The 14,375-nt window shown below is 75.6% G+C and carries 9 protein-coding genes; all 9 read left to right on the top strand.

Translation table 11 applies throughout. The features are described 5' to 3' along the window. Positions 1 to 951: 951 nt before the first annotated feature. Entirely contained in the window at positions 952 to 4,437 is a 3,486-nt protein-coding gene (locus J7523_RS19115) for a hypothetical protein (protein WP_291890223.1), read from the top strand. 4 nt (positions 4,438 to 4,441) lie between these two features. Continuing rightward, a complete protein-coding gene (locus J7523_RS19110; RefSeq protein ID WP_291890221.1) occupies positions 4,442 to 5,122 on the top strand; it encodes a DUF4255 domain-containing protein in 681 nt (226 codons plus the stop codon). Beyond that, the gene (locus J7523_RS19105; RefSeq protein ID WP_291890220.1) at positions 5,119 to 7,185 is read left to right on the top strand and encodes an ATP-binding protein; all 2,067 of its coding nucleotides are present in this window, start codon (positions 5,119 to 5,121) and stop codon (positions 7,183 to 7,185) included. The genes J7523_RS19110 and J7523_RS19105 overlap by 4 nt, the downstream gene beginning before the upstream one ends. 190 nt (positions 7,186 to 7,375) lie before the next feature. Then, a complete protein-coding gene (locus tag J7523_RS19100; protein ID WP_291890218.1) occupies positions 7,376 to 8,140 on the top strand; it encodes a DUF4157 domain-containing protein in 765 nt (254 codons plus the stop codon). Between the two features lie 308 nt (positions 8,141 to 8,448). Then, positions 8,449 to 10,005 (top strand): phage tail sheath family protein, encoded by a 1,557-nt coding sequence (locus tag J7523_RS19095; RefSeq protein ID WP_291890217.1) that lies wholly within the window; start codon positions 8,449 to 8,451, stop codon positions 10,003 to 10,005. A 26-nt stretch (positions 10,006 to 10,031) separates the two neighbouring features. Next, entirely contained in the window at positions 10,032 to 10,481 is a 450-nt protein-coding gene (locus tag J7523_RS19090) for a phage tail protein (protein ID WP_291890215.1), read from the top strand. Continuing rightward, positions 10,481 to 10,939, top strand: a complete 459-nt coding sequence (locus J7523_RS19085) for a hypothetical protein (protein WP_291890214.1) — start codon at positions 10,481 to 10,483, stop codon at positions 10,937 to 10,939. The genes J7523_RS19090 and J7523_RS19085 overlap by 1 nt, the downstream gene beginning before the upstream one ends. Next, positions 10,936 to 11,094 carry a DUF6760 family protein gene (locus tag J7523_RS19080; protein ID WP_203755772.1) on the top strand — a complete coding sequence of 53 codons (159 nt, stop codon included), beginning with the start codon at positions 10,936 to 10,938 and terminating at the stop codon, positions 11,092 to 11,094. The genes J7523_RS19085 and J7523_RS19080 overlap by 4 nt, the downstream gene beginning before the upstream one ends. A 283-nt stretch (positions 11,095 to 11,377) precedes the next feature. Beyond that, positions 11,378 to 14,375: hypothetical protein (locus J7523_RS19075; RefSeq protein WP_291890211.1), on the top strand; the 2,998-nt coding region annotated here is incomplete at its 3' end.

Below are 14,375 nucleotides of genomic sequence, written 5' to 3'. Positions count from 1 at the left end.
GACAGGGGCGAGGTCCTCGGGCATCACTGCCTGGCCGCCGGGCGTGCCGGCCGCCTCGGGCCGCTCGCTCCCGGTCGACGAGGCGGTGGTCGGTCCTGCTGGAACGGGACGTGCGGCGTCCGGCTCCGCGCCAGCGGTCGGGGCAGACGCCGGGCCGGCCGGAGACGCCGAGACCTCGACCTCGGGACCGGACGGCGCGGGTGCACCCCTGCCCGCACCGGGAGGCGCGACAGGCAGGGACGCGGTCGCGTCGACGGCCGCCCCGGGCCGCTCGGCAGTCGGCGCGGTCGGCGCCTGCGTCGCGGGTCCGGCCGCGCTGTCGGTGGACGGGCCGGCGCCTGCTGCGACGGCGGGTTCGCCCGGCGGGCGGACGAGGTGGGCGACGGCCCGGTTCCCGGCGAGCCGCTGCAACCGTTGGACGGCGGTGCGCGAGAGGGCAGCCGTGGGCCGCGCCGGGACCTCCTGCTGCGCGACGGCACCGCCAGCGCCGCCGGCCGTGACAGGGCCAGCGGGCCCCGACGACTCGACGTCGACGCCGTCCGGGCGGGGTCCCGTGCCGACGCGCGGAGGTGGACGCCGGGCGCGCTCGCGCCCGGCGTCGGCGGGCGCGGGCTCGTGAGTGTGGGGCACTGCACCTCCGGGAGCTCCGACGTCCACTGTCGAGGTGCGTCGGGCCGCAGGGTGGTGCCGGAGGGCGGCCGTCCAGGCACCGCGAGCGCACGAAAGGGCAACGTGTGGTCGCCGGGACGCCGTCCACGGCGGTGGCACCGGTCCCGCCGCGGCCCGGAAGGACCGCGCACGACGGCCTGCACCCGTCCCCACCGGCGCAGGTGCCCTTTCGGGCGACGGTCGGTGCCCCATCGTCTGGCCGCCGTCGCCCCCGACCGGCGGCCCTGCCAGGGCACGGTGGGGCGACGGGCGTGTCGGGCGCCCGCGGGAGGAGTCGTGCCGGTGGAACGGGTGCGCACATGGGTCGCCGGCCTCGCCGTCGGCGCCCTGCTGCTGCCCGGCGCCGGCGCCGCGTCCGCGGGACCGATGACCGCGCCGCTCGCCGCCGCGCTGCCCGTGCCGACCGCGGCGCAGCCCCGGCTGGGGTTCGTGGACTCGTCGGACGAGCTGCGCCGCCTGAGCCTGTCCTTCAGCGACGACGGCGGCATCGGCCTCGCGGCCGCCGACACGGCCACGGACCCGGGCACCGACCCGGCCACCGACCCGGCCACCGACCCCGGCACCAGTGAGGCATCCGAGCCGGGCGGCACGCAGACCGACCCGCCCGTCGTCGTCAAGAAGGTCGCGTCCCCGGACACCGCGGCGGCCCTGACCGCGGCCGTCCCGGCGGTGGCGAACCCCGCCCAGACCGACCTCGGGTCGGTGCCGCCGATCTTCGACTTCCCGACGCGTGACGACCAGCCGGTCCGCGACGGCCACCGGGTCGACGGCCAGTCGCACGTGTCCCCGACGACGAGCCTCGTCGCCTGGGTGAGCACGCAGGACGTGGAGCAACCGGGCGGCGGCGACGGGCCGGCCGCCGCGGCTGCACCCGACCAGACCGCCGTGCGGACCCAGCTCGGCGACGTCTACGTCAACACGATCTTCAACGGCACCCCCGGCCCGGACATCCGCATCACGTGCGACGCCGCCCAGGAGGTGCACCCCGTGGTGTCCCCCGGCGGTCACCACGTGGCATACGCGACGCACGCGAGCGGCCGGTGGGTCGTCATGGTCGCGGAGGTCCCGCCGGCCGGTGACGCGTCGTGCGAGGCGGCCGCACCGGAGGCCGTGACGGCGGGCGACGTCGACAGCACCTGGCCGACGTGGCTGGACGACGGCCACCTCATCGTGTCGCAGGTCAACGCGGACGCACCGCTCGGGGCGCTGTACCGGATCGACCTCGGGGCGACGGGGCTCGACCCGGTCCAGCTGACGGCGAGCGACGTCGGCAGCACCCAGCCGGACGTGCGGTCGGTCGGCAAGAACGAGGCCTACGTCCTCGCGTACACGACGACCGCGTACCGGCCGGACGGGTCGATCGAGTTCATGCAGCTCGACGACGACGGCAGGCCCGTGCAGCGGTTCGACGCCGAGGGCGAGCCGATGTTCGACGCGGACGGCAACCCGCTGTTCACGATGGACCCTTACCTCGGCGCGGAGGACTCACGGATCCAGGGGTCGGAGCCGACGTGGGCACCGGCGGACAGCGACTTCGACCTGCTGTTCACGTCGACCCAGAACGACCCCGCCGGCGGCATCTGGGTCGGGGTCTGGGACGAGACCGGCACGCCGCTGGCGTTCCAGGGCGAGCGGCCGCTCGTGGACGTCCTGGGCGTCGCCGAGTCGCACGCGACGTGGATCGACGACTACCGCGACCCCGAGTCGAGCTTCCAGTACGCCACCCTCGCGTACACGACCGAGGTGGCGACGGCGAACGTCACGGACGTGGTCGCGGACGACGGATCGGACGTGCGGCCGGTCTCCGACGAGGGCTTCTTCCCGGTGGGCGACACGCTGGAGTCGTTCGGGGAGGCCGGTGCGGGCGTGCACTACTCGCCCGACGGGACGCAGGTCGCGTACAGCACGCCGGTCGGCGGCGAGGGTGACACGGGCATGGCGCTGACGATCGCCCGGGCCGACGACCTCACGCCGGTGCCGTTCGAGTACGAGCGGGACGGCGACGACATCGACGTGGACCCGGTCTGGTCGCCCGACGGGTCGAGCATCGTGTTCGTCCGGGCGGCCTCGGACGGCGACGGCGGGCACCAGCCGCCGCACCTGTGGCTCGTCGAGGTGAACGCGGACGGGACGGCCGGCGCGACCCGGCAGCTCACGCAGAGCGACGAGGGCGAGTCGCACCGGGACACAGGCCCGACGTGGTCGCCCGACGGCACGCACATCGCGTTCGCCCGCGTCACCCAGGCGTTCTCGAGCCCGCCCACGCCGCAGCAGATCTGGGTCGTCGACGTGGAGTCCGGCGAGGCGGTGTCGCTGTTCGTCACCGAGTGCGGGTGCGGTGGGCTCGCGGTCTACGGGCGGTCGCCGTCGTGGTCGCCGGACGGCACGCGGCTCGCGGTCGCGGACGTGCAGACGGACATCCCCGCCGACTCGGAGCTGTCGATCGACGCGCGCGGCGCGATCGGTGTGCTGACGCTCTCGCCGGACGACCCGTCGCGCGTGCTCTCCGTCGCGCCGCTGACCGGGTTCGCCCGGGACGGCACCCCGACGGCCGCCCGGCTGCTGGTCGGTCCGTCCGACGAGCCCGAGTGGTCGCCCGACGGGTCCGAGATCGCGTTCTCGGCGTCGCCCGCGGGGCAGGCGCAGGTGCGCGCGATCTGGGCGGTGACCCCGGACGGCACGACGCTGCGCCACGTCGTGGACCTCTCCGGCCCCCAGCACGTGCCCGCGTACCAGCCGTTCACCGACCTGGTGCTGACGATGTCGTCCGGCCCGGTGAGCGACGGTGCCGGGACGGTGGTCGCGACGGTGACGAACACGGGTCCGGCGATCGTCCGCACGGGCAGCGTGACCGTCGAGCTGCCGCCCGGGCTGACCACGACGGGCGCGGAAGGCTGCACGCCGTCGGGCGCGTTCGTCACGTGCGCGCTGCCCGTCCCGCTGGTTGCCGGTCAGACCGTCGCGTTCCCGATCCCCGTGCAGGGCCTGACCGGCTCGACGGTGTTCACGGTGCCCGGGATCGTCGAGTCCGCCACGCCCGAGCGTGTCGTCACGAACAACACGTCGTCGGTCGACGTGGGCGGCGTCGGCGGGGTCGGTGTCACGCTCACGCTGTCGTCGCCCGTCGCGTTCGTCGGGGGCCGTCCCGTGACCGCGACGTTCACGGTCCGCAACGCGGGTGCCACGCCCGCGCAGGACGTGACGCTCACGACGACGTACCCGGCGATCGTCAGCATCGACCCGAGCGGCGGTGCCCCGTGCCTGGTCGCGGCGGGCGCGTGCCCGCTCGGCACGCTCGCTGGCGGTGCCGCGGTGGTCCTCACGGCCACGCTCGACCCCACGATCGGCTTCACCGGGCCGCCGCAGCAGGGCGCGGTGACGGGCACGGTCACGACGACGTCTCCCGACCCCGGCACCGGGGACAACACGGCGACGGCCACGCTCGAGGTGCGCCAACCCGTCGTCGTGCTGACCCCGGCGATCGCCCGGCCCGGTGAGGTCGTCTTCGCCGTCGGCCGCGACTTCCCGCCCGGCGAGAACGCGGGCCTCACCTGGTCGCAGGGCCTGATGAGCGTCCGCAACCCCGTCGTGGTCCGGTCGGACGGCACGTGGTCGCAGCCGATCGTCATCATCCGCGACACCCTGCTGACCCGTCGTGACCTCACCGCGCGCGACGGCCAGCCGGCGCCGACGTTCGGCGCCGTCACGGCCCCGCTGCTCGTCGTCCCCACCTCGGTGGACGCACCGACGTTCCTGTTCCGGAAGTGAGCCGATGATCGGTCAGGTGGACGAGGCGATCCGGGCCCTCGTGCGCGAGGCGGTGGGCAGCACGGACGTCGAGGTCGTGCTCGACGCCCCGACGAAGGACTGGGCGGCCCGGCGCAACGCGCCCACGGTCGACGTGTACCTGTACGACCTGCGCGAGGACCTGCGGCGCCGCACGCGGGGATTCCTGGAGAACCGCGTCGAGGGCAAGGTCGTCGACCGGTTCCAGCCACCGCGGCACTTCCGGCTGTCCTATCTCGTCACGGCGTGGACGCAGCGGCCGGAGGACGAGCACCGGCTGCTCGACTCGGTGCTGCGGCACCTGCTGCGGTTCGACGCGCTCCCGCTGCACGTGCTCGAGGAGCCGCTGCTGTCGGCCGGTGCCCGTGTGCCGCTGTTCGTCGGCCTGCCGCCGCCCGAGGACCGGGGGTTCGCGGACGTGTGGACCGCCCTGGGCGGGGAGCTGAAGCCGTCGATCGACGTCGTCGTCGACACCCCGGTGCTCACGGACGTCAGCGCGTACGTCGGGCCTCCCGTGGAGAAGCCGCTCGTCATCGACGTCGCCGACACCCGGGGCGGCGCGAGCGACGTCGGCGTCCAGCCGCACGAGCCCCCGCCGCCGCGCGCCCCGGACTCGGCACCCCCGCGCACGGCCACCCGTCCACCGCGGGCGAGGTCGCGACGGTGAGCGGCACGACGCTTGACGACGGGCGCCGCGTCGACCCGAGCACCGCGCACCTGCTCGGCCGCCTCGCGGTCGTCGAGGAGCGCGTCCGCCTGCTCGTCGCACGCCGTCGCGCCGACGACCCGCAGCCCGACGACCCGTTCCGCGGCCTCTACCTGAGCGACGAGACCGTCGACCGGCTGCTCGCCGGCCCGGCGGCCGAGGCCGAGCCGGACGCGGTCGCGGAGCGCACGGCCGACGTCGAGGCGGTCGCGACGCAGGCGGAGGCGCTCGGGGCGCGGCTGCGGCTGCGGGAGCTCGCGCGCGAGTTCGGGCTCGAGCCGCTCGACGTCGAGCTGCTGCTCGTCGCGCTCGCGCCCGAGGTGGACTCCCGCTTCGAGCAGCTCTTCGGGTACCTCAACGACGACGTGACCCGGCGCCGGCCGTCCGTCGCGGTCGCGCTCGCGCTGTGCGGGGTGCCGCTCGGGTCGGCGGCCGGCCGGCACCGGCTGGAGCACGGTCCTCTCGTCACGGCCGGGCTGCTGGTGCTGGAGGACCCCGACCGTCCGCTGCCCGGCCGCCCGTTGCGCGTCCCGGACCGTGTCGTCGGGCACCTGCTCGGCGACGACGCACCGGACCCGTCGCTCGCGCCGGTGCTCGTCGAGGTCGAGGACGTCGCCTGGGGCGACCCGACGCGGCTCGCGGGCGCCCTGCGGGCCGGCGCACGGCTCGTCTACCTGCGCGAGCCACCCACCGGCTCGGGACGCGTGCTGGCCGTGCGGGCGCTGCAGGCCGTCGGCCGGCCCGTCCTCGTGCTCGACGCGGCAGCGCTCGCGACCGCGTACGACCCGGCGGCGCTGTCGGCGACGGCCGTGCGGGAAGCGCGCCTCACGGGCGCGGGGATCGTCGTGTCGGGCGTCGAGGGCCTCACCGAGCGGTCGGCGGCGCTGCGCGGCGTGCTCGACGGCGGACCCACGGTGCTCGTCGTCGGGCGCAGCACGTGGGACCCGACGTGGAGCGACTGGCCGCCGCTGCTGTTCGACGTGCCCGCGAGCACCGTGCTGGAGCGCAACGCGCTGTGGGCGTCGTCGCTCGGCGAGCACAAGATCGACGCGGCAGCCGCGACCGCGCCGTTCCGTCTACGACCCGAGCAGGTCACCCGGGCCGCGCGCGCCGCCCGGCAGCAGGCGACGCTCGACGGCGGGCTCACGGTCGACCACGTGCGGGTCGGTGCGCGCTCGGAGAACGGCACCGCGCTCGAACGTCTGGCCCGCCGCATCGAGCCCGGCGTCGGCTGGCCCGACCTCGTGCTGCCCGACCCGGTGCTCACGTCGCTGCGCGAGATCTCGACGCGCGCCCGGCACCGCGAGCAGGTGCTCGGCGACTGGCGGATGCGGCCCGGCGGCGGGCGCGGGCACGGTGTCTCGGCGCTGTTCGCGGGCGACTCCGGCACGGGCAAGACGATGTCCGCGGAGGTGGTCGCGCACGACCTCGGTCTCGAGCTGTACGTCGTGGACCTCGCGACCGTCGTCGACAAGTACATCGGCGAGACCGAGAAGAACCTCGAACGGATCTTCGCCGGTGCGGCAGGCGTCAACGCGGTGCTGCTGTTCGACGAGGCCGACGCGGTGTTCGGCCGGCGCTCCGAGGTCAAGGACGCGCACGACCGGTACGCCAACATCGAGTCGGCCTACCTGCTGCAGCGCATGGAGTCGTTCGACGGGCTCGCGATCCTCGCGACGAACCTGCGCGCCAACATCGACGACGCGTTCATCCGACGGCTCGACGTGGTCGTCGACTTCCCGGTACCCGACGCCGGCCAGCGCGCGGCCCTGTGGGACCGGTGCCTCGGCACCCGCGTGCCCCGGGTGGGCGACCTCGACCTGGCGTTCTGCGGCGAGGCGTTCGAGCTGGCCGGCGGCGCGATCCGGTCCGCGGCCGTCACCGCGGCGTACCTCGCGGCCGACGACGGCGGCGCCGTGGCCATGCGGCACGTCGTCACCGCCGTCTACCGCGAGTACCGCAAGCTCGGGCGGCTCACGCTCGAGAGCGAGTTCGGCCCGTACTGGGCGCTCATGGGGACGTGACGTCCGCGCAACGCGGGCACGATGCTCGGATCAGCTCGGTGGAGGGCCACGAGACGGTCCCGCTGGCCCGAGCGGCGCGACGTGCCCCATCGGGTCGGCCGGGTGCCCGATCGGGAATCCCCGCCGCACCTGTCGGGGTCGGCCGCCCGGTGGCAACGTCGGGTGGGACGACCGTCGAGAGGGGCCGACGATGCACAGCCACGACCACCTGGAGCAGGCCGACACCAGCCTGCGACCCAAGGCGTCCCGGGTCGACGAGGAGCGGACGGCGCCGACCGTCGCCCGCGCGCTGGCCGACCGGCGTCCCGAGATGCTCGGCTCGGCGGGCATGACGTTCCTGCAGCGGACCGCGGGGAACGCGTCCACCACCGGGCTCGTCGAGGAGGAGCGCTCGCCGGTGCTCGACGTGCTGTCGTCGGGTGGCGGCCGCGCGCTCGACCCCGAGACGCGCACCGACATGGAGGCCCGCCTCGGCGCCGACTTCGGTGACGTCCGGGTGCACGACGACTCCGCCGCGGCCGACTCCGCGAGGTCGGTCGGTGCGCACGCCTACACGGTCGGGTCGAACGTGGTGCTGGGCCGCGACGTCGACACGTCGTCGACCGCCGGGAGGACCACGCTCGCGCACGAGCTCACGCACGTCGTGCAGCAGCGCAGCGGACCCGTCGACGGCACGCCCGCAGGCGGTGGCATCCAGGTGTCCGACCCCGGCGACCGGTTCGAGCGCGCCGCCCAGGCGAACGCCGAGCGCGTCATGGCAGGGCCGGCGCCCACCACGCAGCGGGCGACCGAGGGCGGCGCCGTCACGGCGGCCCCGTCGGTCCAGCGGGAGGAGGCCGAGGAGGAGGACTCCGAGGGCTCGTCCGTGCAGCGCGACGAGCTGGACCACGAGCAGGCGGCGGGAGGCGCGGCCGCCGTCCAGCGGGTGGAGGACGAGGAAGAGCCCGAGATGTGACCGGACGCGCGCAGGACCCGGCCGACCCCTGTGCGGCCGGGTCCTTCGTGCGTGCGGCGACTCCCCCGGCGGCCGGTCCGTGGGTTGTCGCCGAGTCCGGCGCCTGCAGCCCACGGACTCGCCGACAACCACCGGACTCGGGTGGGTGAAAGGCCCGACGGCCTGGTCCGGGGCGGCCCGGGCGGGGGCACTTTCCGGCGCCCGATCGGGCAACCACACCGGCCCTCGCGGGCGTCCGCGGGGACGGTCCCCACCTGCGCGCACGGCAGCACAGTGAACCCACGACTCCCTGTGCCCAAGGAGGGGACATGCCGACCTATCTGTCGCCCGGCGTCTACGTCGAGGAGGTGGAGGCGGGTGCGCGACCGATCGAGGGGGTCGGCACGTCCGTCGCCGCGTTCGTCGGCATGGCCGCCAAGGGGCCGTTCAACCAGCCGACGCTGGTGTCGAACTGGACCCAGTTCTCCGAGACGTTCGGGGACTTCCTCCCCGACGCCTACCTCGCCCACTCGGTCTACGGGTACTTCCTCAACGGCGGGAACAACGCGTACATCGTGCGGATCGGCTCGGACGGCGAGGTCGACGAGCCCGTGACGAAGTCGACGCCGAAGGCGCTGCCCGCCGGCGCGCAGGCCGTGATCGGCGCGTACCGGGTGGTCGCCCACGACCGCGCGCCCAAGACGAAGACGATCAGCGTCGAGGTGGCCGACGCGGGCGGCGAGAACCCGCCCGACGACCAGTTCAAGCTCGTCATCAAGGTCGACGGCAAGGACACCGAGACGTACGACAACGTCACGACGAAGCGCGGCGACAACAACGTCGTGACCCGCCTCGCCGAGTCCAAGCTCGTCACCATCGAAGAGCTCGCGTCCGGAAGCGCGCTCGCGAAGCCCGACAAGGGGTCCGCCGAGCTCACGGTCCCGCCGCCCGAGCCCGAGGTCCCCGAGACCGCCGACCTGGGTGCCGACGACTACATCGGCGACGCCGCCGACCGCACGGGCTTCAGCGGCCTCGAGGCGATCGACGAGGTGACGATCGTGTCCGTGCCGGACCTCGTCGCCGCGCTCGAGCAGGGCGCGATCGACCTCGAGACGTTCCAGGCCGTGCAGCTCGCCGTCATCGCGCACTGCGAGCTCATGGGCGACCGGGTCGCGATCCTCGACCCGCCGCCCGGCCTCAACCCGCAGCAGGTCAAGGACTGGCGGGTCAACCAGGCGGGCTACGACTCGAAGTACGCGACCCTCTACTGGCCGTACGTGAAGGTGTTCGACCCGTCGACGGGGTCCAACAAGTTCGTGCCGCCGTCGGGCCACATGGCCGGCGTGTGGGCGCGCAGCGACCAGGAGCGCGGCGTGCACAAGGCACCCGCCAACGAGGTCGTGCGCGGGGCGATCACGCTGCAGACGCAGATCACGAAGGCCGAGCACGAGCTGCTCAACCCGGTCGGCATCAACGCGATCCGCACGTTCCCCGGCCGCGGGGTCCGCGTGTGGGGCGCCCGGACCCTGTCGTCCGACCCGGCGTGGCGGTACGTCAACGTGCGGCGCCTGTTCAACTACCTCGAGGAGTCGATCCTCACGGGGACCCAGTGGGTCGTGTTCGAGCCGAACGACGACGCCCTGTGGGCCCGGATCCGCCGGACGATCTCCGCGTTCCTCGTCAACGAGTGGCGCCGCGGGGCGCTGTTCGGGCTCAGTCCCGACGAGGCGTTCTTCGTCCAGTGCGACCGGGAGACCAACCCCGCCGAGGCCATCGACGCCGGCCAGGTCACGTGTCGCATCGGGGTCGCGCCGGTGAAGCCCGCCGAGTTCGTGATCTTCCAGCTGTCGCAGTTCTCCGGCGGCACCAGCCTCGCGTCCGAGTGACGCCTCCACCCGAAGGAAGGTGAGTCATGGCACTCGCAGATGCGTTGGACCTCGCCACCGCGTACGCGTTCAGCGTGAAGATCGACGGGATCCAGATCCCGCACGTCATGGAGGTCAGCGGCCTCAAGGCCGAGGTCGACAAGGTGACGTACCAGCAGCAGACGCAGGACGGGAAGTTCGTCACCCGGCAGATGATGGGCCGCCAGAAGGCCGGCGAGTTCAAGGTCAAGCGCGGCCTCACGGACTCCACGACCGTCACGGACTGGCTCAAGGCGGTGTTCGCCGGTGACCTCAAGGGGGCCCGCAAGACGGCCGAGGTCGCGATCTACACCTCGGACAACCAGCTGCTCAAGCGGATGAACTTCCGCAACGTCTGGGTCAAGGACGTCGAGCTCGGCGGCACCCTCAAGGCCGGGTCGACCGAGCCGCTGTCCGAGACGTTCACGGTCTGCTGGGACGAGATGGAGTTCGCCTGATGCGACGGACCGTCCCGGTCGCGCTCGGGGAGCCGGAGGTCGACGACGACGTGCAGGTCACGCCGTCGTCGGCCTCCCGGCGCCCCCAGCTCCGCACCGAGTTCGACTTCCAGCTGCCCCGCGGGTACCTGGACGACGACGGCGTGCTGCACCGGTCCGGGACGATGCGGCTCGCCACGGCCCGCGACGAGCTGCTGCCGCTGTACGACGCTCGCGTGCAGGAGAACCCCGCGTTCACCACGGTCGTGCTGCTGAGCCGCGTCATCACGTCGCTCGGCACGCTGCCGGGGATCACGTCGAACGTCGTCGAGAACATGTTCGCGTCCGACGTCGCGTTCCTGCAGGACCTCTACCGGCGCATCAACGCCGAGGGTCACACGCGCGCGGCCGTGGTCTGCCCGTCGTGCGCGCACCGCTTCGAGGTCGACATCTCGGGTGGGCGCCTGGGGGAATCGTGACGTACGCGCCCGAGCGGATCCACGAGGAGGTCGCGTACGTCGCCTACCACTTCCACTGGGCGCTCGACGACATCCTCGACCTCGAGCACCCGCAGCGACTGCAGTACGTGCGGGAGATCGCCGCGATCAACCGGCGCATGAGCGAGGAGCGCTGACGTGCGGTGGCCGTGGCAGCGGGGTTCCGGGAGAAGCGGTGCTGACGAAGGCACCGCGGACCCGACGGCACGCCGCGCTGGTTCCGCGGGGTCGGGGGGCGACGGTCAGGTCGTCGCCCCCGGCCCCGCAGCTGCTGCGCCCGCCGAGCCGTCCGAGTCGCGCGCCGGCTGGGCGTTCCTCCCGCCGCTGCAGCGCACGATCCACCCACCCGAGCTGACCAGCCGCCCCGTCGCCTTCGTCTCCGACCTGCCGACCCGGCGGGGCCTGTCCTTGACGAGCGGGATGTCGCACGTCGTCGACTCGCGCGCACCCTCCGGGGTCGTCGCCGACGAGGCCGGCGAGCACGTCCCGGTGCAGCGGTCCGCCGACGTCGACCTGTCCGTCCTGCCGCCCGCCCCGCCTGCTGAGGCTCCCGCCCGGCGGGGCGGCCAGGGGTCGTTGCAGCGGCTCGCCGCACCGCCCGCCGGGGTCCGACCGGTGCGGGCCGTCGCCGTGGACCCCGACCCGTCGTTCGTCGCGCCCGTCGGGACGCAGCCGAGCGTGCAGCGCTCCGCCGACACGCCCGCGAGCGCCGGCACCGACGACGGGTCCGGCCACTCGGACGGCGACGGAGGCGACCCGTCGGGCAGGTCCGCGCCGGTGCCGGCGCCGCCGGCCGGCGGAGCGCTCGCGTCCGGGTCTTCGGCAGGTGGTGCGGCTGGCGGCCCCTCAGCCGTCGGTGGCCCTGTGGTGTCACGGTCCGCGCTCGACGCGCCCGGGGTCGACCTCACGCTCGCCCCCGGTGCGCAGCCCGCCGCCGCGCCGGGGGCGCGCGCGATGTCGTCTGCGGGCTCGACCCGTGCGTCCGGTGAGCCCCTGGTGGCCCGGAGCGTCGATGCGCCGCCGCCTGTCGGTGACGCGGGCGGCCCGCCGTTCGCGGCGTCCTCGGCAACGCCTCCCTCGGGCCCGGCGACGCCGTCCGCCGCCGGGCCGGTCGTGTCGCGGTCCGTCGAGTCCACCTCGGCCGGGACGGCCCGGCTCGACGCGCGGGCAGCGGCGGCCGGTGCGTCGTCGACCGACCTGTCGGCGCCCGAGCTCGTGCTGCGGTCCCCTGCGGGTGCGTCGGGGAGCGGCTCGCCTGGCGTCGAGGCGCCGCACGCGGTCGGGGCCGACGGCGACAGCTCGTCCGGCACGCCGGGGTCCACGGTCGGGGGCGACGGCGCGTCCGGCACGCAGGCGCCCCGAGTGTCAGGTGGGCTCGCCGGGGCCGCCTCGCCGGTCGGGGCACCGGCGTCGAGCGACCTGGCCGACGGCCTCTCGTCCGGCCCGGCGGTGGCAGGAGAGCTGCTGTCCGCTCCGCTGCTCGGCGACCCGACCGGGTCCGGCGACGCCATCGCGTCTGAGCCCGCCGCGGCGACCCCCGTGGCCCGGGTCGCCGACCCAGGCGCCGTCGACCTGCCAGTCGTGGCCCGCGCGGTCGACACGAGCACGGGCGCGGGCACGACTGCGCTCGACGGCGCGTCGAACACCGACGGCGGGACCCCGGGCGACGCCGCACCGGTCGCCACGTCGGGCACCCTCGGCTCCGAGCCGGCCGGTGGCGCACCGACGCGCACCGCCGGTGCCCGGCGCGGCGACGGCGCGGCGACGCTCGGCGTCCAGCGCCACTCCGACGGCTCGGGCGCACCCGGTGGACCGGCCGGGGTCGGTTCGACGGCCGGTGCGACGGCTGGTGCGACGGCCCTCGCGACGCCCGGTCAGGCAGGCGGCCAGGCGGGCGGGCTCCCCGCGGTGCAGCGGTTCGCCGGCGAGGAGCTCCCGCTCGTCGCTCCGCCGGCGTCGGGCGGCCCGTCGACCGCGGCGCCCGCGGGCACGGCGGCAGGCGTCGTGCAGCGGTCCGGCGCGGCGTCCCCGACGGACGACGGCGCCGACGGCTGGTCGGCGGGCGGGTCGGCGGCAGGGACGCCCGGGTCGGCAGGCGGCTGGTCGGCGGACGGGTGGTCGGCGCCTGCGGAGTGGTTCGACCCCTCCGGGCCGGACGGCGTGACGTCGGACGGCTCCGCCACGTACGTGCCGGTCGCGCCGACCGACCCGTCGGTGCTGGCCGGAGGGGCGTCGACCCCGGGCGCGTCGACCGCGGGGCCGGCCGTCGCGTCGTCGTCGCAGCCGTCCCTGAGCCTGAGCCGGTCGGTCGCACCGCCCGCCGCCCCGGGCGGCCCGACCGCAGACAGCGGGACCAGCGCCGGCCCCGCCCGCGCGGCCACCGTGCAGCGCCGTCTGGGCCTCGGCGCCCCGCTCACCACCACCCCGGACCACGTCACGGCGACGCCCGGGCCGACGGGCCTCGGCGCTGCCCGGGCGGCCGCAGACCGCACGCTCCCGGCGGCGCCCGGCGGCTCGCCCGCGTCGGCAATCCCGAGCACGGACGTGATCGCCGGGACGTCGCCGACGGGCGGCGCACCGGGCCGCGAGCGTCCGGTCGGCGGGTCGCCCGACCTCGGCGTCGTGCAGCGCGCCGCGGCCGCGACGACGGACGGCGGGTCCCACCCGGGCACCGTCCGGCGCGCAGGCACCGCCGCGACCACGACCGGCGCACCGCCCGACCTGGGCGTCGTCCAGCGCGCAGCCACCGCGACCGTGGACCGCACGCACGCCGCGGCGTCGGCCGGTGGGGGCACCGGCCGCGCGACCGCCGTCGGCACCAGCGTGAGCACGGGCCCCGCCGTCGGTGCCGGGGACGTCTGGTCGCACGTCGCGCCGCCCGTCGAGCTGCCGGTGGTGTCGCCGGCCACCGACCGGGACACGGCACCCGCGAGCACGGCCCCCGACCTGGCGGTGCAGCGCGCGCTCACGGTGTCGGCCCCGGCGCTGCCGTCGTCGTCCGGGCCTCGCACCGCCACCCCGGGCGGGCTGCTGGCGGACCACCGCGACCTGCTGACCGTGGCACGGACGCCGTCCGGCACGCCCGGCGGACCGTCCGCAGCAGCCCGCCCGCTGCATCTCACGTCGCTGCTCGCCGACGCGCCGACCGTCCCGCTCCTGCAGCGCGACGCCCTGCTCGGCACGGTGCAGCCCGCAACGCACACCACCGTCGCGCACGCCGTCGCCCCCGCACCCGTCGCCGTGCCGTCCGCCGCACCGGGCCGACCGGACACGCTGGTCGTCGCCCCGGCGGTCGCCGCTCCCGCCGCCGTCCAGCGGGCCGCGCACCTCGACGTCGTCCAGCCCCCGCCTCCCCCGCCACCCGCGCCCGCGCCCGCGCCGCCGGCTCCGCCCGCACCACCCGCACCCGTGCAGCGCG

The organism is Cellulomonas sp., assembly GCF_017744555.1.
In the GTDB taxonomy this organism is placed as follows: domain Bacteria; phylum Actinomycetota; class Actinomycetes; order Actinomycetales; family Cellulomonadaceae; genus Cellulomonas.
Note: the sequence above shows the minus strand (reverse complement) of the source record. Positions and strands in the feature narration are given on the sequence as shown.

Excerpts from the sequence above, each read along its gene's own strand:
- J7523_RS19110 (WP_291890221.1), top strand. The coding sequence starts at position 4,442 with ATGATCGGTCAGGTGGACGAGGCGATCCGGGCCCTCGTGCGCGAGGCG.
- J7523_RS19100 (WP_291890218.1), top strand. The coding sequence starts at position 7,376 with ATGCACAGCCACGACCACCTGGAGCAGGCCGACACCAGCCTGCGACCC.
- J7523_RS19095 (WP_291890217.1), top strand. The coding sequence starts at position 8,449 with ATGCCGACCTATCTGTCGCCCGGCGTCTACGTCGAGGAGGTGGAGGCG.
- J7523_RS19090 (WP_291890215.1), top strand. The coding sequence starts at position 10,032 with ATGGCACTCGCAGATGCGTTGGACCTCGCCACCGCGTACGCGTTCAGC.
- J7523_RS19085 (WP_291890214.1), top strand. The coding sequence starts at position 10,481 with ATGCGACGGACCGTCCCGGTCGCGCTCGGGGAGCCGGAGGTCGACGAC.